We start from the raw sequence: 19,854 nt of genomic DNA on the forward strand, positions 1-19,854 counted from the left end.
CCAACCAACCACAAAACCAGGACCGCAAACCACCCCACGCCGGTCCGATGGCCATCTCGACAAGCTCGATCAACGAAATGGGATGCTCCGCACACGGACCCGCGTTCGCCGGGCCACCGCGCCCACGGGGCCCGCTTTATGAACGTGCGCCCAATTTCTAGACTGGGCCCAGGCACCGGGCCCGGTGCAGAAGTGAGGAACGGGGCCCGGCATACGGGAACGCTGAAAGGAGGGCCGATGCATAGGGCGGAATTAAGACTGCGGATGTCGGGGGCTTGCGGGAGACTGGGGACGTGAGCCGATCATCGAAGACGACGCAGCAGCATCCGCTTGAACATCGCCCCTGGATTCTGCGGCTCGGGTTTCGTCGAAGCCTGCTGCGGCCGGAAGATACCGAGCGCAGCGAGCGCGTTACCTACATCGAGTTGTTTTTCGACCTCATCTTCGTGTTCGCGCTGACTCAACTCTCACGCTATCTGTATGCCAACCAGTCCTGGGTCGGTGCACTGGAGTCGATCATTCTCGTGCTCGCTCTGTGGTGGCTGTGGGTGTACACGACCTGGGTGACCAACTGGCTCGATCCGGCCCGGCTTCCAGTGCGCGGTGTCGTCATCGGTCTCTCCCTCGTGGGCCTCGTGATCAGTACCTCGATCTACGATTCCTTCGGCGATCAAGGGCTGATCTTCGCCAGTGCGTACGTGGCCTTGCAACTCGGACGCTCGGTGTTCATGGTGCTGGCCCTCGCCCGGCACGATCCGGCCCTGCACGCGACGTTTTTGCGCATTCTGCTCTGGCTGTCGGTAGCCGGCGTTTTTTGGATCGTCGGGGCGCTGCTGCCGCTGGCCTTTCGCCTCCCGGCCTGGCTCATCGCCCTTGCCATCGAGTACGGCTCCGCGAGCCTTGGGTTTCGCGTTCCCGGGTTGAAAGCACCCGGTGTCGACGACTGGGATGTCTCCGGCCCGCATCTTGCCGAGCGCAGCGCCCTATTCGTGATCATCGCGATCGGCGAGTCCTTTCTGGTGACCGGGTTTGCATTTGTCGACCAGGAGGCATCCACTTCGGGGATTGCCGGACTGTTTCTCGCCTTTGTGAACGGCGTGGCCATGTGGTGGCTCTATTTCGATCACGGGGAGCGCGCCGGGATCAAGGCGATCGCCGCGTCGAACGAGCCGGGCCGCATCGCTCGACTCGCCTATACCTACGTGCACGCAATCATCATTGCCGGAATCGTACTGACTTCGGTCGCGGATAAATCGGTGCTCGAGCATCCGGAGGACGCCATGACGCTTCCGGTGGCCGTCACCCTGGTCGGTGGGCCCCTGTTCTACCTCGTCGGACTGCTGCTGTTTCGCTGGATCGTCGCGCGCACCCTACTCGTGTCGCACATCGTCGGAATCGCCGTGCTCGCCGCAGCAGGTACGGCCGCCGCGCTCGTGACTCCGCTCGGACTTGGCGCTGCGACCTCGGTCATTCTCGTTGCCGTGGCGGCCTGGGAGACGATCGCGCGCGTTCGCGCCGGCACCACAGACGACGATGCCGGCTGAGCGGAGGCCGGGCCCATCTTAAGGCCGCAAGCCCAGCTTGTAACCTGAGCCCGCAGTCCGAGCCCGGGTTCCGAACCCGAAGAGGGGGGCAAGTCGGGTCGCTGGACTCTAGTACTGTCGTGGCGCAGACGAAATATAAAACAAACAGCGTTGCTGAACTCGATTGGAAGGCGCTCATGGGCTCTCTTACATATGACCGCGTCGTCGTGGAGATCGATGACCGCACCCTCGCGCACCTGCAACTCGTGATCATTCAGAAGCTTCGCCGCGGCGAGAGTTTTCTGCTGTCCTGGCGGGATTCCGCCGAGGTCGGGTCTGGCCGTAGTTCGATCTGGCTTAATCCCGCTATTCCGCTCTACTTCAAGTTCGCAGGCGGTCGGGCGGCCACGCTGAACCGCCAGTGGATCGAAGACCTCAGCCGTTCTGCCAACAGCGCCCAAGGACTCGTCATCGTGAGCGAAGATGCCTCCTTGCCCGCCACCACTTTCGCAGCGCGGCCGAAGACGACAATTGACGCGCGAACGACCGCCCACACCGATACGGTTCTGGCATAATCCCACGGTTTGAAGGTGCGCGCCCAAGCGCTCACTCATGCAGCAGAATCTCCTCGAAGTGCAGTGCCACGTCGTTCGTCGGATCGAGGGCGAGGGCGCGCTTGACCTCACGCAGTGCACCGTCTGTGTCGCCGTTCGTATAGAGCGCGATCGCGTTTTGGACGGCGATGGTGGGGTCAGTCGGGGCAAGTTTTACGAGCGCGTCGAGGGTTTTTACGGCACCAGTCGCATTGCCGTCGGCAAACTGTCCGACCGCGCGCGCACGTTCGGTCGTCGTGGTGTGGGGAAGTGCTGCTCGCGAGCGCTCAGCCCAGTAGACGGCCAAGGTCGCGGCTCCAGGGACACGAGCATCTGCCGCAGCGGCGAACGACTGGGCGGCGATGCCCGCGAGGTCCGCGTCCCACGGGCGGATGGCATACGCCGCGTCAAAAGCACTTTCGGCGGCCTGAATGTCACCGCGCGCCGCATGCGAGACGTCCAAAGCCAGAGGCATCTCCGCGCTAACCAGAATGACTAGCCAGATTGACCAGACGCCAAGAAGAACCGTTCGTGCAGCCGTGGCGGCCAACCGTGGCGAACCGGACCGCAGTCGAACCCGGAGCCCACCAACCGGCGCCCTGGTCACGAGGGCTCCCAGCAGAAGAGCGGCCACGATGGTCGTTGAAGGCGCGGTGAAGTGTGTCAGCAAAGCGACGCCGAATCCGCCGAGCGCTGCAAACGCACCGGCGAGAACGTCGCTGCGGGCGACATCCGCTGAGACCAGACCGCCGGTCGAGCGCCGTGCAGCGGCCGATAGCGGTTCGGGAACGCCCAATCGTCGCCACGAGCTCAGGCCGACCACTGCGGCAGTGACGAGAAGGCCGACAACGACGACGAGGAGCGGTATTCCCCCCGCCAGAAGTACCTGGATGACCCAGTTGTGCGGGGAGTCCAGCACTCAATTACTTGTGGAGTTGCGGGAATTGGCGTTGAGGAACCCACTCACGCCGACCCCGAGCGGACGCTCCGCCAGTACATCGGCGGCGTCACTCCAGAAAATGAATCGGCCTTCGAGAGATTGGGTCGAGAGCGGGCTCGCACCGAGCAGGCGACTACGGGTGAAGGGCACGGTCAGCGCGCCGCCGATAAGAACCATTCCCGCGAGGGCGGTGAGTCCGACGAGGTGCAGTCTCCGCCGGCTCGTTGACGGCACGATTTCGAGAACCATCAGGATGCCGAGCACCGTTACGGCCGCGAGCAACCCCGCCCGAGATGCGCTCACGATGACGGTCGCCGCCGCGAACAGCAAAGCAGTGCTCAGCCAGGCTCGCTCTGCGAACGCTTTTCTCGGCTCGGCCCATGCCCGCAGCACGGGGAGTATGAGCATCGCGCAGAAAATGGCACCGAGCACGCCCTGGTCAGTGGCGTTTCCGGTGAGGGACCCCGGTCGAGCCAGGTCGGTTGCGATGGGTCGGGCTCCGACCGCTTCGAGCAGCGAGACCAAACCGAGGGCGACGGCCGCCGTGGCGATGGCCCGCACCAGCGTGCGCAGGCTAGCGGCTGGAGCTGCGGGGCCGAGCAATCGTGCGCCGACCCACACCGCACCGAAATAGACCGGAAGCGTGACGAGACCCTCATAGCGCGGCCAGCGACCCCAGAGCTGCACACCGGGAGCCGCCGAAATCAGAACGCTGAGCAGTGCAACGGCGAGGGCAGCGGATGCCGCAGCTACAAACCAGCGCGGCAACCGTCCTCGCGCAACCGCCACGGAGGCCAGAACGACGGCAATGGCCGCGAGTGCATCTTTCGGTAAAAACCAGCGCACGAAAGCGTCGGGCAAAAAGAAGATCGAGGAGGCGACGAGCAGCCACAGCCCTACCGTTGCCGCACGGCGCCGCCCTGGCGGAATCGGGGCTGGTCGGGGTGCTACGCGCTGCGGCATCCGCGTGGCGGAGGCCGTTCTCGACATCACGAAGCGGCCCTCGACGTGCATGTCGTCGAAGGCCGCTGGTTAGTGCAGGTACTTGGTGCTATTTCAGCGCCGAGGCGGTACGGCGACGCGAAGTGACGGTCAACGCCAGGCCACCGAGCACCATGAGGGCCAGTGCGAGCCAGCCCGAGGAGATGTCAGCGCCGGTCGAGGCTAAGACCGCTGTCGTAGTGACGACCAGTGCGGCGGAGGTGTACGAGACACCCGCTTCGTCAACGAGGACTACGTGGTGGGTGCCGGTTGCAAGCCCTGCTGGCATGGCAAAGCTGCCGCTGATGCGACCCTGGGCGTCGGCGGTGAGGGTTCCGAGCAGCACGGGGGTCGAGTGCATCCAGATATCGACGACCTCAAAAGGCGCGAAGCCTTCGCCGGTGACGGGAATGCTGGCTCCGACGACGAGGGTTACCGCCGGCGTGGTGACGCGGTCGCTCTTGGCTCCGACCACCGAGGCGGTTGTTGCCGCTGCGGTCTCTGCGAGTGGAGTGTGGTCGGTGTCGGGGCGGTGCTCGGCGTCGGTACGGGCGTCGGCTCCGTCAGATTTATTCATGGGGAGAGAACCCCAGAGTGAATCGGCTTCAACGTTGTCGACACCCAATTTGTACGTGCCAGCAGGGAGCTGCGCCTTGGTAAACGCCCCGCTCGCGTCTATCGGGGCGACAATGGGGTATGACTCGAAGCTTCCGTCCTGAGTCAAGGAATAAAGCCAAACTGACGATCCAATCGCGAGCGGAGCTGAAACACCATCTGCTCCAACGACGACTCCGCTGATGGAGGCGGTCCACGGATCGTCTTCGACGATCGCGGTGGCCGGGGCGGCCGACAACGCCTCGAAGGTTCAAACGGCCGCGACCGCGAGAGCGACCGCGAAGCTGCGCTCTCGGATACGGGTGAAGAAGTTCCCCATGATGACCTTTGGTCTGGTGCCAGCGTTCGGGCATGCATACCTGCATGCCCGAACGCGCGGAGCGAAGCCCCCCAGGTGCAGCTTCTGTGGCGCAACGTTCGACGACAGTCGAATTCAACCCTCCCCGATCACCCCAGTTCGAGGAGCTGGAACCCAGCAGATTATTCGTGATCGCACATGAAATGCGTGCCCGCTTTCAAATCTGTCGCGACTTAGTGCTTGGCTACGAGGGTGAGCACGTCGTAGGACGCGACCAGTTCGTCGTTCTGGTTGGTCAGCACGGCGTCCCAGCGCACCTCGCCGTACTCGTCGGTCTCGCGCGGGGTGATCTGCTTCGCGGTGAGGGCGACGCGAATGCTGTCGCCGGGCGAGACCGGTGTGACAAAGCGCAGGTTTTCGAGGCCGGAGTTCGCGAGTACTGGTCCGGGCGCCGGATCGACGAACAGGCCTGCGGCCCAGGAGACGAGCAGGTAGCCGTGGGCCACCCGGCCCGGGAAAAACGGGTTGGCCGCAGCGGCCGCTTCGTCCATGTGGGCGTAGAAGGTATCGCCGGTGAATTGGGCGAAGGTTTCGATGTCCTCGAGGGTCACCGTGCGCGAGTCCGACACGATCTGATCGCCGATCACGAGCTCGGCCAGGCTCTTTCTGAACGGATGCGTCGAGCCGGCTCGCGCAATCGCGCCCTGGTGCCAAATTCCGGTGATGGCCGTGAGCATCTCGGGCGACCCCTGGATGGCGGTGCGCTGCATATGATGCAGCACCGCACGGATGCCGCCGAGCTCTTCGCCACCTCCAGCCCGGCCGGGGCCGCCGTGCACGAGCTGGGGGACCGGCGAACCGTGCCCGGTCGAGGTGCGGGCGTCGTCGCGGTCGAGCAGGAGGACCCGGCCGTTGAAGGCGGAGATTCCGGTCATCAGAGCGACGGCAACCTCGGGATCGTGCGTTGCGATGCTGGTCACGAGCGATCCGCCACCCCGGCGTACGAGGGCGATGGCCTCGTCGAGGGTGTCATAGCCGAGCACGCTCGAGACCGGACCGAAGGCTTCGACCTCGTGCACGGCGACAACGGAGGCGTCGTCAAAGCGCAGCAGCAGCGGCTCGACGAAAGCGCCATCGGGAGCGGGCGCGGTAGTGCCGTCCGCGTGCAGAACGGCGGGGGCATCCGTTGTGCCGACGACGAGCTTGCCGCCGGCGGCCTGCAGGCGAGCCACTTGTTTGAGCACTTCGAGGCGCTGGGCGGCCCCGGCGAGCGGGCCCATGGTGACGCCCTGGGCGCGCGGATCGCCGAGCACGATGCGCTCGCTGATGCGCGCCTGCACGGCCGCGACGACGTCATCCATGGCCGCACGCGGCACGATAACGCGACGGATGGCGGTGCACTTCTGGCCGGCCTTGACGGTCATCTCGGTGACGACCTGCTTGACGAAGGCGTCGAATTCGGGAGTTCCGGTGGCGGCATCCATTCCGAGAACGGATGCATTGATCGAGTCGGTCTCGTTGGTGAAGCGCACTCCCCCGGTCTGCACTGAGTCGCTCGCCCGCAGCTTTTCGGCGGTCGACGCGGATCCAGTGAAGGCGACGAGGTCACCGAGGCGCAAGTCATCGAACAGGGTCGGCACGCTGCCGGAGACGAGCTGCAGCGAACCCTCCGGCAGCAGGCCGGAGTCGGTGAGGATGCGCACGAACGCCTCGGCGAGGTAGCCGGAGGGGGTCGCAGGCTTCACGAGTGTGGGCACGCCGGCCAGGAACGCCGGCGCGAACTTCTCGAGGGCTCCCCAGACCGGAAAGTTGAAGGCGTTGATCTGCACGGCGACGCCGGGCAGGCGTGAGTAGATGTGGCGGGCGATGAAGGAGCCGTCTTTGGAGAGCAACTCGACCGGTCCGTCGACGTAGACGCGCGCGTTGGGCAGTTCACGGCGGCCCTTGGAGGAGTAGCTGAACAGCACGCCGATGCCACCGTCGATGTCGACCCAGGAGTCGACCTTGGTGGCGCCGGTACGGCTGGACAGGGCGTAGAGCTCCTGCTTGTGTTCGGTCAGCAGCAGCGCCATCTGCTTGAGCAGCACGGCTCGCTGGTGAAAGGTGAGTTCGCCGAGAGACTTCTGGCCGACAGTGCGCGCATGCTCGAGGGCAGCGGCCAGGTCGAGGCCGTGGGTGCTAACGCGGGTGACGACCTCGCCGGTCGAGGCGTCACAGACCTCGGTACCGGTCGGGGCGTCGGTCGGGGTCCACCAGGCGCCCTGAACGTAGCTGGGCAGTATGGTCGTCATGCGTTCTCCTTGATGGTCAGTGCGGGGCGCGGTGTCGGTGCGGGCGGGCATCAGGCTTCGTCCCAGCGGTAGAAGCCCTGGCCGGACTTGCGGCCGAGCTTGCCCTCGGCCACGAGTTTGCGCAGCAACGCCGGCGGCTCGAAACGGGCGCCGAGCTGTTCGTGCAGGTATTCGGCGATGCCGAGCCGCACGTCGAGCCCGACCAGGTCAGTCAGTTTCAACGGTCCGACCGGATGCTTATAGCCAAGCATCATGGCGGCGTCGATATCCGAGGCGCTCGCGACTCCCTCTTCGAGCATGCGTATGGCCTCGAGCCCGAGGGCCACTCCGAGCCGGGAGGAGGCGAATCCTGGTGCATCGCTGACGGTGATCGGAGTCTTGCCGAGGGCGGAGACCCAGCTTTGGGCATCCGCTACCAATTCAGCCGAGGTCGCGCTGCCGGTGACCAGTTCGACCAGGTTCGAGGCGGGAACCGGGTTGAAGAAGTGCAGGCCGAGAAAGCGGGCCGGACGCTTCAGCTCGTAGGCGAGGTCGTCGATCGAGATCGATGAGGTGTTGCTGGCGAGCGCGGCACCATCGGGAAGCTCTGCTTCGACCTTTTGCAGGGCATCGACCTTGAGCGCGCGCACCTCGGGAACGGCCTCCACCACGAGTTCCCGGTCGCTGAACAGGCCGAAATCGGCGCCGACGGCGAGGCGGGCCTCGAGTTCGAGGCGGGTTTCGCCGGTGGCACCGCGGGTGATGCTGGCGTCGACGGCGCGCAGCACTCGCTCACGCGCGGCATCCGCTTCGGTGTCGTTGCGTTCAACCAGTGCCACGTGAGCACCGGCCAGCAGGAAGGCGTGGGCAATGCCGGCGCCCATCCGCCCGCCCCCGAGCACGCCGACCCGGTCGGGCACGCCGGATTCGCCGCGATCACCGAGTTCCAGTTCAGAAACAGACATCAGCTATCCTCCACAGTGACGATTACGACGGCCGTGCCTTTCGACATTAGACCCGCTCCAGAATGAGGGCCGAGCCCTGGCCGACGCCGATGCACATCGTGGCGAGACCGTGTTGGACATTTTCACGTTCCATGCGTGCCAGCAGGGTCACGACCAGGCGCGATCCGCTCGATCCAAGCGGATGCCCGAGCGCGATCGCCCCGCCATCCCGGTTGACGATCTCCTCGTCGAGGCCGAGGCGACGGATGCAGGCGATGGACTGGGTTGCGAAGGCTTCGTTGAGCTCGATCGCCCCGAGGTCAGCGATGTCGAGGCCGCTGCGCTCGAGGGCACGCTGGGTGGCGACGACCGGGCCGAGGCCCATGATCTCGGGGGCCAGGCCGACGCTCGCACCGACCACGACGCGGGCGCGCGGCGTCAGGCCATACTTTTTCACGGCCTCACCGCTCGCCACCAGAATGGCCGAGGAGCCGTCGTTGAGCGAGCTCGCGTTGCCGGCCGTGACGACGGAGCCGCCGGCAACGATGGGGCGCAGGGCGGCGAGGCCCTCGAGGGTTGTGTCCCGGCGCAGGCCCTCATCGACGAGCACCTCACCCTTTTTGGTGCGAACACCGACAATTTCATCAACAAAGTGGCCAGCATCGATGGCGGCAGCGGCGCGCTGATGGCTGCGAAGAGCGAAGGCATCCGCTTCTACGCGGGTGATGCCGTCGAGCCGGGCGACCTCCTCGGCCGTCTCCGACATGGAGAAGGTGGCCTTGTCGCGGGCGGCGAGTTTGGGGTTCACGAAACGCCAGCCGATGGAGGTGTCGAACTGGGCGCCGGGCTTGGCCCAGGGGCGCTCGGGCTTGGCCTGCACCCAGGGTGCGCGGGTCATCGATTCGACACCGCCGGCGATCATCAGGTCGGCGTCGCCGGCGCGGATTGCCTGGGCCGCCATCGTGATGGCGGACATTCCGGAGGCGCAGAGCCGGTTGACGGTGATGCCCGGAACGTGGTCGGGCAGACCGGCAAGCAGACCCGCCATGCGGGCGACGTTGCGATTGTCTTCGCCGGCCTGGGTGGCGGCACCGAAGATGATCTCCTCGATCAGGCCAGGGTCGATCCCGGCGCGGCGCACGGCCTCGCCCACGACGAGCGCAGCGAGGTCGTCGGGGCGAACCGTGGCCAACGCTCCGCCGTAGCGGCCTACGGGGGTGCGTGCTCCTCCAACGAGGTAGGCCTCGGCCATATTCTCTCCTGACGACGGTGTCTGCGTGTGGCTGTGGGAACGATCGGTAACTTACCGACCGTTCGGAAAGTAATTGTGGCAGATGCCTGCCTGCGAGGCAACCCCAGACGGGACACGACGGCCCCGTTGGAAGGCTCAGAAGCTATGGACGGGTGTCGGCAGGGAGTCATAATCGAGAGCAGTATCGCGAGGTCAAGGTCGACCGCATAGAGAGCATCAACTTCGCCGACTACGACCTGTGCCTCCGCGACGAAATGCGGGTTCCGGCGAGAAGCAGCACCTATCTAATGCTGCGCAACCTGAGCTTTGACATCGTGCAGCAGCGTCAGCTGCTTGCGAGCAACGGCGACTCCGACTGCGCGCTGGCCGAATCCACCGTGGCCACCGGCGTGTACCCAATGCCCGTTTCACCATTCTGCGCCCACCGTTGGAGACTCCCATGACCACGACCATCATCGGTGCGCGCCCGAGCGTCGGGTCGAGGTCTGCAATCTGGAATCCCGAGTGAAGCGGTGCCATATCGGATTTCCGATGCACCGGTACCAGTTCACAGAGGACCATCCCCCATGGCCAATCAGCCCGGACCGCTGGCGGGTGCGCGCGCAGGCAGCGGATGCCGCGGATGCGCTCGACAAAGACCGCCAGCGAAGCGGGGGCGAAGCGGGGGCGAAGCGGGACGAGCCAGCCGAGTCAGCCGAGTCACTCGTCACTCACCGGCATTACATCGAGCGGTATCGCACGATGGCGCAGTGGCGTGACTGCCCGATCATCGATACCTCGCAGACCACCGTGCCGGAGTCGACCGAGCAAGCGCTCGACGAGGCCCGCCGGCTGCCGGCGCTGAGCGAGTAATAAAAAAAGGGGTACCCGCCGACCGGCGGGTACCCCTTTTTATTGCGTCGAGCGGATGCTAGATGTTGGCGAGTTCGCGCACTGCCGCGTCACCAGGGGTGGCGGAGGTGTAGCTCGCGTCGATCTCGGCACGGTCGAGCAGCTCGTCCATGCGGCGCTTGCGCTGCTTGGGAATAAGCGTGACGACGGTTCCGATCTTGCCCGCGCGGCCGGTGCGGCCCGCACGGTGCAGGTACGTCTTGTACTCATCGGGGGCGTCGGCCTGGATGACCAGGTCGATGTCGTCGACGTGGATTCCGCGAGCAGCAACATCCGTTGCGACGAGCACGTTGACTCGGCCACTCGTGAGCATCTGCAGGTTGCGGGTACGACGGGCCTGGTTGAGGTCACCGTGCAGACTGGTGGCCTTGACTCCGGCATCTTCGAGCTGGTCGGCGAGCTGCTCAGCATAGGCCCGGGTGCGGCTGAAGATGAGCGTCTTGCCCTCACGGTTGACGAGCTCTTCGATGATGCGGCTCTTGTCACGGTGCTCGATGACGAGCACGCGGTGGTCGATCGTGGAGGACGCCTGGTCTTCGCCGGCGACCTCGTGCACGGCCGGGTTGGTCAAAAATTCCTTGACCAGCGAGGCAACGCCCTTGTCCAGGGTGGCCGAGAAAAGCAGCTTCTGGCCGCCGGTCTTGGTCTGGCGCAGGATGCGCTGCACGGGCTCGAGAAATCCGAGGTCGCACATGTAGTCGGCCTCGTCGAGCACGGTGATGACAACTTCGCTCAGGTCAAGGCGACCCTGGTCGATGAGGTCTTCGATACGTCCAGCCGTACCGACGATGATGTCGACGCCGCGCTGGAGGGCGCTGACCTGACGGTACTGGGGAACGCCGCCGTAGATCTGGGTGGTGAAAAGGCCGACGCTGCGGGCAATGGGCTGCACGGTGCGGTCAATCTGCAGCGCGAGCTCTCGGGTCGGGGCCAGGATGAGCGCGCGCGGCTTACGGGCGTGCTTGCGGTCCTTGGCGCCGTTGTTCTCCATCAGCTTCTCGACCAGCGGAGCGGCGAAGGCGATGGTCTTGCCGGATCCGGTCTTGCCCCGGCCGAGCACATCGCGACCGGCGAGAACGTCGGGAATGGTCGCGGCCTGGATCGGGAACGGGGCCGGAGCGCCGAGGTTGGCGAGCTCGCGAACGATGTTCTCGCCGAGGCCGAGGTCGCCGAAGGTTACGCCGACAACGTCGGACGCGGTCGTTGCAATGGCCTCGAGACGCTCGAGGACGACGTCTTCGCCGCCGGCGAAGGTGGGCTTGACACCGTCTTCGCTGCGCTTCGGGTAGAACTTGCTGTCGCCGTCGCTGGGACGGTCGTTTCCGAAATCGCGACGGGGCGGGCGGTCATCGTTGGAGCGGCGCGGGGCGCGGTCTCCGTAGGAGGGACGTTCGGTACGAGCCGGGCGGTCGTTATTGTAGGCCGGACGGTCCGTGCGCGGAGCACGGTCACCATACGACGGACGCTCGGCACGAGGAGCACTGTTGCGGTCACCATAGGACGGACGATCGTTGTTGTAGGCCGGACGGTCCGTGCGCGGAGCACGGTCACCATACGACGGACGCTCGGCACGAGGAGCACTGTTGCGGTCACCATAGGACGGACGATCGTTGTTGTAGGCCGGACGGTCCGTGCGCGGAGCACGGTCACCATACGACGGACGCTCGGCACGAGGAGCACTGTTGCGGTCACCATAGGACGGACGATCGTTGTTGTAGGCCGGACGGTCCGTGCGCGGAGCACGGTCACCATACGACGGACGCTCGGCACGAGGAGCACTGTTGCGGTCACCATAGGACGGACGATCGTTGTTGTAGGCCGGACGGTCCGTGCGCGGAGCACGGTCACCATACGACGGACGCTCGGCACGAGGAGCACTGTTGCGGTCACCATAGGACGGACGATCGTTGTTGTAGGCCGGACGGTCCGTGCGCGGAGCACGGTCACCATACGACGGACGCTCGGCACGAGGAGCACTGTTGCGGTCACCATAGGACGGACGATCGTTGTTGTAGGCCGGACGGTCCGTGCGCGGAGCACGGTCACCATACGACGGACGCTCGGCACGAGGAGCACTGTTGCGGTCACCATAGGACGGACGATCGTTGTTGTAGGCCGGACGGTCCGTGCGCGGACGGTCGTTATTGTAGGCCGGGCGCTCGTTGCGCTCAGAGTTGGTGCGGCCGCCGTTTTCCGGGCGAACGGAACGCGAGCCGTAGGCCGGACGCTCGCTCGAGGGACGCTCGTTCGAGCGCGCGGCACGCTCGTCTGCGTTCCAGCGCTGCTTCTTGGGGGCACCCTCGTCAGCGCGGTATCCGCGGTGTCCGGGGCTCTTGCTGCCGGCGTTGTTGGAACCGCCGTGGCCCGATCCGCCCTTGGAGGCGTACTTGGGATCGAAGTTCTTACCGCCACGACCGACGGTGGAGTTGTGCGAATTGCCTTGAGGCATAAAAATATCTCTGGGTTGTGTTCAGTACATGGCAGAACAACATCGCACACGCGACGTAACTGAGAACCCGAGCAATCTGTGGTCGGGGCCGTTCACATACAGTGATTTTTCACCAGCGGATTACTGGGAAACCGGCCCAACTTGACTTACAAACCCATCCGCGCACAGCGCGGTGTCAAGAGCCGAGCTATCGACGCTACCCGATGCATCCTGAAAAGTCACGCGGATAAGTGCACATTGCCTCGCTCTATTCTGAGAACATGACCATTTCGATCAGTATCGAGCCGCCACGTCAGGCCGACGTTGAGGCGCTGTTGGCCGCCGGCACCGTCTTCGCGCACTCCCTCTACCCCGAGGAGAACAGCTTTCTGCTCAGTACCGACGAACTCGAGCGTCCCGGCGTCGCCGTCTACGTGGCCCGGAACGAAGACGGCGCAGCGTGCGGCATGGCCGCCCTGGTTCCACTTGGCTCCGGTCCGACGGCCGAGCTAAAGCGACTGTTCGTTTACGACGAGGCTCGGGGGCGCGGCCTAGCCAGCCGCCTGCTCGACCGCATCGAAGCGGATGCCGCTGGCCGCGGCATCCGCTCTCTCGCGCTGGAAACCGGCCCACTGCAACACGCGGCGATGGCGCTGTACCGTGGCCGCGGCTACGAACAGATCGAGTTGTTCGGTCAGTATATCGGCGAAGAGTTCAGCGTCTGCTTCGCCAAGAGCCTGTAATTCAGGCGGCGCTTTCGAGCACCCAGGCGGGGAACGGGTCGGCCAGGGTGTTCCAGAACATGGGTCCGGCGAGAAATTCAGCGTCGGTGAGCAGGCAGGCATCGAGGTTGGCGCTGAGTAGACGGGCGTTGAGGTCACGTCCGAAGAAGGCGATCTCCTGGCCTAGCGGTGAATCCGGGTCATGGCTCTGCATGCCGGTCGGTTCGAAGGTGATCGTGGGGCCGGCACTGCTCCACGAGCCGACCGTCGACGGCCGAGTGGCGAGGCGAAACAGGCCACGGGAACGCAGGATCTCACCCGACTCCTCGGCGCGGTCACGAAAGAATTCGGCCAGGCGCAGCGGATGGAACGGGCGCACGTCACGGTAGACGACACAGATCAGCCCCTGCGGACTGCGTGAGAGCAGGGCGTCACCGTTGAGCTGGCGTACCCAGCCGGGACTGCGTTGCAGCCAGGCGAACATGTCCCGGCGTGACACCGGCCAACCCTCGGCACTGCCGCGGCCGTGTTCGGCAAACACGACGTGACTGGCCGGGTTGAGCAGGCGCACGAAGTCCCGAATATCGGCAGCGTCGCGGGCGTGCACGAGGTCGGTCTTATTGATCACGACGATGCTGGCCCACTCGACCTGCTCGATCAATACGTCGCCGACGGTGCGGTCGGGATCGTCGTGGGTATCGGAGAAGTTGACGTCGTGTTCTTCCGGGACCGGCGCGAGGGCTTCGCTGCGCAGGTCGGCCCAGAATCGCTCGGCATCGAGCACGGTAATGAGGTCACCGAGCCGCACCGCATGCCCATTCGCCAGCCGCTCCGGCGAGTCGCCGGTCTCAACGAGGGAACTGGCAATTTCCAGCGGGCCCACCGCGGTTGGCGCTTCGACGAAGACATCAATGGCGCACGCCTCCCCCCGGCCGGCCGGCACCGCGTCGGCAACCTCGGTGAGCACCGTGCGCAGGGCATCGGACACGGAGGTGGTCAGGGCGAATGGCTGCCGCCCGAGCGTCAGGGCCACCGAGGATTTACCGGCGCCGACCAGGCCGCTCACAACATTCACCCGAAGATACGTTTCTGTCTGCATGCCTGTTAGTCTAATTGACATTTGTTCTCAATAAGCAATGGAGAAATAGATGAAGGTACGCAATTCCCTCAAGGCGCTCAAGAAGGTTCCGGGATCGCAAATCGTGCGGCGCCGCGGTCGAACCTTTGTGATCAACAAGCTCGACCCCCGCGCGAAGGCCCGCCAGGGCTAGCCCGTCGCAGCACCTGCAAGCGAAACCGGGCTCGTGGCACTTGTTGTCGATGGGGGCACCCCTACGGACGAGTGCCCGCATCCTTATCGAGTGCCGCGAGGCTCCGGAGACCGCGTGCGGGCGGGTACCGTGGCGGCGATTCGGCGGGCGAAGCGGATGCGCCTAGTCTCATATCGGCCAGCAACAACCCGGGGGAAATACAGTGGTACCTGTACGACGCCTGCATCTGTCCCGCAGCACGGCCGCGCTCGCCGTCGAGTGGATGCGCGACCCGGGCAATGCGGAAAAGTACGGCATCGACCCCAATCGCATCGGCGCGTTCGGCGGCTCGGCCGGCGGCAATCTAGTCGCCCTGCTCGGCACGAGCGGTACGGGGGCGCTCACCACGGGCTCACGCGTGGCGGCCGTCGCCGAGCTGTCTGGCCCGGTCGATCTGCGCGCCTCCGGGCTCGTCAACGCCGGGGACGGACTCACGCGCATCACCCGCGAGTATCTCGGCTGCGACAACATCAACCGCTGCGCGCAGTCCGTCGACGCATCGGCGTCGAGCCGACTCGACCGCAGCGACCCTCCGGTGTTCATCGGCACATCCTCGGACGAATTCATTCCCGTGAGCCAGTCGAGGGACTTCGCCGCGCAACTGGACCGCGCGGGCATTCGCGCTGAACTCGTGGTCGTGCCCGGATTCCTGCACTCCATCGGCATCCTCGATGAGGGCATGCGCGCCCGGGTCGCGGCATTTCTGCACGCGGAACTGGGCCGGTAGGCGGTCGCGGCTCGGGCGTTAGCGCGGGCGGCCGCTGATGCGGCGGGACAGCTCGGCGGCCGTCGCTGCCACGGTTGCAGCGAGCGCCGGCCAGTAGTCGTCCGGAAAACGGTCGTGCGCAAAGGTCACCGCAATCGCGGCGGCGGGCCACCCTGCATGATCGCGCACAGCGAGCGCGACCGAGGCGATGCCAGGCGTGATTTCGCCATTCTCGGTGGCGTAAGAATCCGTTCGCACTCGATCGAGCACCGCCCGCAGCTCAAGCCGGGTGCGCGGGCCCCGACCGTCGCGCTGCTCGAGCGCGGCCTGGCTGGGGTAGAGCGCGCGCAACTGGGCCGCGGGAAGCGCCGCCAGCAGGGCGCGACCGCTCGCCGTGAGGTGCGCTGGCAGCCGCACCCCGACGTCGGAAACGAGCGAGGGGCGATGCGCGGCGCGCTCTTCGACGAGGTAGATCACGTCGCGGCCGTGCAACACCACGAGGTGCGCGCTCTCCCCGAGCCGGTCGACGAGCTGGGCGATCAACGGGCGACCGAGCCGCGAGAGTGGTTCCTGGCGGCTGAACCCCGAACTTAGCTCGAAGGCGGCGATGCCGAGTCCGTAGCGGTGTTCCTCGGGCAGGTGCACGACGAATCCCTGAGCCACAAGTACATCGAGCAGCTGGTAGACGGTCGAGCGCGGCAGGCCGAGAGCGCTGGCCATGGCGACCGCCGGTGTCGGTCCGCGCTGCGCGGCGAGGTGGGTCAGCACGCGCAGTGTACTTTGAGCGGCCGGAACCTTCGATGCGGCTGCCATAGCCCTCCTCTTATGTCCTCGGTGAGCAGCTGCCGCCTCGAGTCGAAAAATACTGCCGCGTTCGTTCAGAGCGGATGCCCATGTCCGGTATCCCGGACACGAAGCAGCATAGCGCTCTATCGCCGGGCGCCTTGGAGGTGTCGAATCGAACCATGACCCTCGCGACCACTCCTCAAACTTCCGCATCTGCGCGCAACCAGAGCGGGGCATCCGTTAACACAGCCACCGTTGTCGTCGGAACCGGCGCCCTCTCTTTCGCCGACGTAATCGCCGTTGCGCGGCACAATGCGCGCGTCAGCCTCGATCCTGCCAGCTTGCAGCAGGTGGCAGCGACCCGCACCATTATCGATGCCCTCGCGGCTGACATCGAACCGCATTACGGGATCTCGACCGGTTTCGGAGCCCTCGCAACGACGTTCATCACCTCCGACCGGCGTGCGCAGCTGCAGGCAAGCTTGGTGCGCTCGCACGCCGCCGGCAGCGGCCCTGAAGTGGAACGCGAGGTCGTCCGCGCCCTCATGCTGCTGCGACTTTCGACGCTGATGACCGGGCGAACCGGCGTGCGCCCGGCGACCGCCAAGACCTACGCGTCCGTGCTCAACGCGCAAATTACGCCGGTCGTGCACGAATACGGTTCACTCGGCTGCTCCGGCGACCTCGCGCCGCTTGCTCACTGCGCGCTTGTCGTGATGGGCGAGGGCCAGACGCGCAATGCCAGCGGCACCTTGATCGGCGGCGGCGACGCTCTCGCCGAGGCCGACATCACGCCGGTCGTGCTCGCCGAAAAGGAGGGCCTCGCCCTGATCAATGGCACCGACGGCATGCTCGGCATGCTCGTGCTTGCCCTCGACGACCTGGCCCGCCTGCTCGTGACCGCCGACATCGCGGCGGCGATGAGCGTCGAGGCTCTGCTCGGAACGGATGCCGCCTTCGCGGCGGATCTGCAGCAGCTGCGGCCTCAGCTCGGTCAGGCCGAGAGTGCCGCCAATCTGCGCCGCCTACTGCGGGACTCCCCGCTCGTCGCGAGCCACGCCGGTCCCGAGGATACGTCGGTGCAGGACGCCTACTCGCTGCGTTGCGCCCCGCAGGTGCACGGCGCCGCACGTGACACCGTCGCCCACGCCGCCCTCGTGGCAAGCCGCGAGCTGGCCAGCGCCATCGACAACCCGGTTGTCACGGTCGACGGTCGAGTCATGTCGAACGGCAACTTTCACGGCGCCCCGCTCGGCTATGTTCTCGATTTTCTCGCCATTGCCACGGCGGATGTCGCGAGCATGAGTGAGCGACGCACCGACCGTCACCTGGATGCGAGTCGCAGCAAGGGCCTGCCGCCATTCCTGGCGCACGAGGTGGGCGTGGATTCCGGGCTCATGATCGCCCAATACACAGCAGCCGGGATCGTGTCGGAGCTCAAGCGGCTGGCGGTGCCCGCATCCGTTGATTCGATTCCCTCCTCAGCGATGCAGGAGGACCACGTCTCGATGGGCTGGCATGCGGCCCGCAAGCTGCGCCGTTCGCTCGATGGGCTCGGCCGGGTGCTCGCGATCGAGATCATGACGGCCTCGCACTCGCTCGATCTGCGGGCACCGTTCGAGCCGGGCGCCGCGACCGGAGCGGTGCGGGACCTCGTACGCACCGTGGCCTCCGGCCCCGGCCACGACCGCTTTCTCTCCCCCGAAATTGAGGGAGTCGTGGAGCTCGTCGCTTCGGGGGCAGTGCGCGCGGCCGCGGAGTGCGGGGCACCCCGGTTGGCCTGATTCAATTCGACCTTATAAGCACCTTGGACTGCCCGTTTAACCCGTTGTCAGCGTCGGGCTGTCGTGCCATACTTGCGCCACGCCAGCCCGCCCGAGCTGCGTTAGTCCATACTCGAATGGATCAGGTTGCCGATGTCGCTCGCCCCAAGTCACGGTCCCGTTGCGTCTCTCGGGCGAGCCCTGCACCGAGCCGTGACACATCGGGGGCCAGGCGGCCCGTTGGCAATCATCGTCGTGACCACGCTGTTCCTCTTTGGAGCCCCGATCGCGGCGAGCGCCGATGAACTGCCAGCGAGTTCGACCGGCATGTCCACGCCGAGCGTGAGTGCGAACCCGGAACCGGGCGCTGAACCAACCGCCGAACCAACCAGCGGCCTGACACCCGAGCCAACGGCAGAACCGACCGCGGTGCCCACTCCCGAGCCCACGGCCGAAGCGACCCCCGAACCGACCCCCGAACCGACGCCGACGCCGATGCCGACGTCAGAACCTACGGCTGAGCCGACCGCGGGATCCACCGCCGAACCAACCCCAAAACCCACGGTCGGACCGAACGACGAAACAATTCCCGAGCCGACAGGCGGACCGATCCCGCCAGTTGTCGATATGCCCGATCTACCCCAGGTAGCGCCGACTCCCAGTGATACCGGCATTGAGGCGCAGGCGGCAGCCCAGGCAGCAGCCGCAGCCACCCTTGCCGAGAATCAGACGGCCGCCGTGCTGGCGGCCGCGCAGCGCGCATCAGCTCAACAAGACTCGATGCAACGAGCCGCCGCGCTGGCACGAGCACTCACCCAGTCACAGTCAGCGGAGGCTGTGCTGACCACTGCCCAGCGCGCGCTCGAGTCGACGCAAGCGAGTCAGACGCTCGCACGTAGTCGCTCCACCCTGGTGCACCGGCTCGCCGTGGAGGCCACGAAGCAAGCCGCCGACTCCAAGCAAAGCTTTGCCGTGCTCGCGCGCAAATTGGCGCAGCAGCAATCCGGCGCCGTCGTGACCGAGGTCTTCCTAGGCGGCAATTCCCTCGGCAACGTGCTCGACCAGCTCAGCACACTCGACCAGATAAACCATGTCACCGACAATATCGAGACGATTCAGGCCCGCGCCGAGGCCGATGAGGCCCGAGCGCAGCGACTGAACGAACAAGAGGCCGAGACCCGTGCTGCCGCGAGCAACCTGTCGCTTCACGCGAGCCAGACCGCGCTCGACGCTGCCAAAAGTGACTTCGAAGCTGCCGGCCTGGCCCTGATCGACGCCGCAGCGCAGACCACGAGTGCCGCCGCCGGCCTGTCCGCACTAGACCTGCTTCCGACCACACCAACCGACGACGGCCAGCTAAGCGATCAGGGCTGGGCGAATCCGGCGAGCGGCCCCACAACGGATGTCTACGGGCCGCGGCCGGTTCGCCCACTCCCCGGAGTGGGCGCGTTCCACTACGGCACCGACATTGGAGCGGGTTGCCTGGCACCGGTCTTTGCTGCCACCTCCGGCGTCGTTCGCGCCGCCGGAGCGGTCGGCAGTTACGGCAACTGGATCCTGATCGATCACGGCCAAGGTGTACAGACCGGCTACGCCCACCTGGCTGACGATGAGACCCTGGTCAATGTCGGCGACCGGGTCGGCGCCGGACAACAGATCGGACGCGCCGGCAGCACCGGCCTGTCCACCGGCTGTCACACCCACGTCGAGGTTCGGGTCGACGGCGTAAGGATCGACCCCCAACCGTTCTTCCTGAACCGCGGAATCATCCTCGGCGGCTGAGCTCCGCAGGAACCGGTGGCCGACGTGGGCGCTGAGCAGCATTTAGACTG

General features: G+C 65.9%; 18 protein-coding genes. 9 read left to right on the plus strand and 9 right to left on the minus strand.

Features of this window, described 5'->3' with window-relative positions:
• Positions 1 to 293: 293 nt before the first annotated feature.
• Together CXY71_RS12005 and CXY71_RS12010 are read left to right on the plus strand one after the other, a co-directional pair.
• The gene (locus CXY71_RS12005; protein ID WP_158253074.1) at positions 294 to 1,544 is read left to right on the plus strand and encodes a low temperature requirement protein A; all 1,251 of its coding nucleotides are present in this window, start codon (positions 294 to 296) and stop codon (positions 1,542 to 1,544) included.
• Positions 1,545 to 1,663: 119 nt separating this feature from the next.
• The gene (locus CXY71_RS12010) at positions 1,664 to 2,098 is read left to right on the plus strand and encodes an ATP-dependent DNA ligase (protein WP_368665883.1); all 435 of its coding nucleotides are present in this window, start codon (positions 1,664 to 1,666) and stop codon (positions 2,096 to 2,098) included.
• 31 nt (positions 2,099 to 2,129) lie between these two features.
• Here CXY71_RS12010 and CXY71_RS12015 read toward each other — a convergent pair whose 3' ends face one another.
• The 6 genes from CXY71_RS12015 to CXY71_RS12040 form a co-directional block, all read right to left on the minus strand.
• The gene (locus CXY71_RS12015) at positions 2,130 to 3,035 is read right to left on the minus strand and encodes a tetratricopeptide repeat protein (RefSeq protein WP_104135845.1); all 906 of its coding nucleotides are present in this window, start codon (positions 3,033 to 3,035) and stop codon (positions 2,130 to 2,132) included.
• A complete protein-coding gene (locus CXY71_RS12020; protein ID WP_233204616.1) occupies positions 3,036 to 4,046 on the minus strand; it encodes an O-antigen ligase in 1,011 nt (336 codons plus the stop codon).
• A 61-nt stretch (positions 4,047 to 4,107) separates the two neighbouring features.
• The gene (locus CXY71_RS22055) at positions 4,108 to 4,890 is read right to left on the minus strand and encodes a hypothetical protein (protein WP_104135847.1); all 783 of its coding nucleotides are present in this window, start codon (positions 4,888 to 4,890) and stop codon (positions 4,108 to 4,110) included.
• A gap of 293 nt (positions 4,891 to 5,183) precedes the next feature.
• Positions 5,184 to 7,241 carry a phenylacetic acid degradation bifunctional protein PaaZ gene (gene paaZ, locus CXY71_RS12030; RefSeq protein ID WP_104135926.1) on the minus strand — a complete coding sequence of 686 codons (2,058 nt, stop codon included), beginning with the start codon at positions 7,239 to 7,241 and terminating at the stop codon, positions 5,184 to 5,186.
• A gap of 50 nt (positions 7,242 to 7,291) precedes the next feature.
• The gene (locus CXY71_RS12035) at positions 7,292 to 8,185 is read right to left on the minus strand and encodes a 3-hydroxyacyl-CoA dehydrogenase family protein (RefSeq protein ID WP_104135848.1); all 894 of its coding nucleotides are present in this window, start codon (positions 8,183 to 8,185) and stop codon (positions 7,292 to 7,294) included.
• Positions 8,186 to 8,231: 46 nt separating this feature from the next.
• Positions 8,232 to 9,416 (minus strand): thiolase family protein, encoded by a 1,185-nt coding sequence (locus tag CXY71_RS12040; RefSeq protein ID WP_104135849.1) that lies wholly within the window; start codon positions 9,414 to 9,416, stop codon positions 8,232 to 8,234.
• Positions 9,417 to 9,568: 152 nt separating this feature from the next.
• On the opposite strand from CXY71_RS12040, the gene CXY71_RS12045 reads away from it, so the two are divergent.
• Positions 9,569 to 9,859, plus strand: a complete 291-nt coding sequence (locus CXY71_RS12045) for a hypothetical protein (protein ID WP_104135850.1) — start codon at positions 9,569 to 9,571, stop codon at positions 9,857 to 9,859.
• Positions 9,860 to 9,947: 88 nt separating this feature from the next.
• Positions 9,948 to 10,268 (plus strand): hypothetical protein, encoded by a 321-nt coding sequence (locus CXY71_RS12050; RefSeq protein WP_104135851.1) that lies wholly within the window; start codon positions 9,948 to 9,950, stop codon positions 10,266 to 10,268.
• A 58-nt stretch (positions 10,269 to 10,326) separates the two neighbouring features.
• On the opposite strand, the gene CXY71_RS12055 is transcribed toward CXY71_RS12050, so the two are convergent.
• Positions 10,327 to 12,756 (minus strand): DEAD/DEAH box helicase, encoded by a 2,430-nt coding sequence (locus CXY71_RS12055; RefSeq protein ID WP_104135852.1) that lies wholly within the window; start codon positions 12,754 to 12,756, stop codon positions 10,327 to 10,329.
• Positions 12,757 to 13,016: 260 nt separating this feature from the next.
• On the opposite strand from CXY71_RS12055, the gene CXY71_RS12060 reads away from it, so the two are divergent.
• Positions 13,017 to 13,478: a GNAT family N-acetyltransferase gene (locus CXY71_RS12060; protein WP_104135927.1), complete on the plus strand. Its 462-nt coding sequence runs from the start codon at positions 13,017 to 13,019 to the stop codon at positions 13,476 to 13,478.
• Position 13,479: 1 nt separating this feature from the next.
• Here the strand turns inward: CXY71_RS12060 and CXY71_RS12065 are convergent, their stop codons facing one another.
• The gene (locus CXY71_RS12065) at positions 13,480 to 14,556 is read right to left on the minus strand and encodes a GTP-binding protein (RefSeq protein ID WP_158253077.1); all 1,077 of its coding nucleotides are present in this window, start codon (positions 14,554 to 14,556) and stop codon (positions 13,480 to 13,482) included.
• A gap of 49 nt (positions 14,557 to 14,605) precedes the next feature.
• Here CXY71_RS12065 and ykgO point away from each other — a divergent pair, with 49 nt between their 5' ends.
• Positions 14,606 to 14,728, plus strand: coding sequence for a type B 50S ribosomal protein L36 (gene ykgO / locus CXY71_RS12070; protein ID WP_104135854.1), 123 nt, complete (start codon positions 14,606 to 14,608; stop codon positions 14,726 to 14,728).
• Between the two features lie 202 nt (positions 14,729 to 14,930).
• Entirely contained in the window at positions 14,931 to 15,494 is a 564-nt protein-coding gene (locus CXY71_RS12075; protein ID WP_146072817.1) for an alpha/beta hydrolase, read from the plus strand.
• An 18-nt stretch (positions 15,495 to 15,512) separates the two neighbouring features.
• Here CXY71_RS12075 and CXY71_RS12080 read toward each other — a convergent pair whose 3' ends face one another.
• On the minus strand, positions 15,513 to 16,286 hold the full coding sequence (locus CXY71_RS12080) for an IclR family transcriptional regulator (protein WP_104135855.1): 774 nt from the start codon (positions 16,284 to 16,286) through the stop codon (positions 15,513 to 15,515).
• A gap of 152 nt (positions 16,287 to 16,438) precedes the next feature.
• Here CXY71_RS12080 and hutH point away from each other — a divergent pair, with 152 nt between their 5' ends.
• Both hutH and CXY71_RS21120 read left to right on the plus strand, forming a co-directional pair.
• Complete coding sequence (hutH, locus tag CXY71_RS12085) at positions 16,439 to 18,043, plus strand: histidine ammonia-lyase (protein WP_104135856.1); 1,605 nt, start codon at positions 16,439 to 16,441, stop codon at positions 18,041 to 18,043.
• Positions 18,044 to 18,262: 219 nt separating this feature from the next.
• Positions 18,263 to 19,804 (plus strand): M23 family metallopeptidase, encoded by a 1,542-nt coding sequence (locus CXY71_RS21120; protein WP_158253078.1) that lies wholly within the window; start codon positions 18,263 to 18,265, stop codon positions 19,802 to 19,804.
• Positions 19,805 to 19,854 lie beyond the last annotated feature (50 nt).

It is taken from the genome of Cryobacterium sp. Y62 (assembly GCF_002929785.1).
In the GTDB taxonomy this organism is placed as follows: domain Bacteria; phylum Actinomycetota; class Actinomycetes; order Actinomycetales; family Microbacteriaceae; genus Cryobacterium.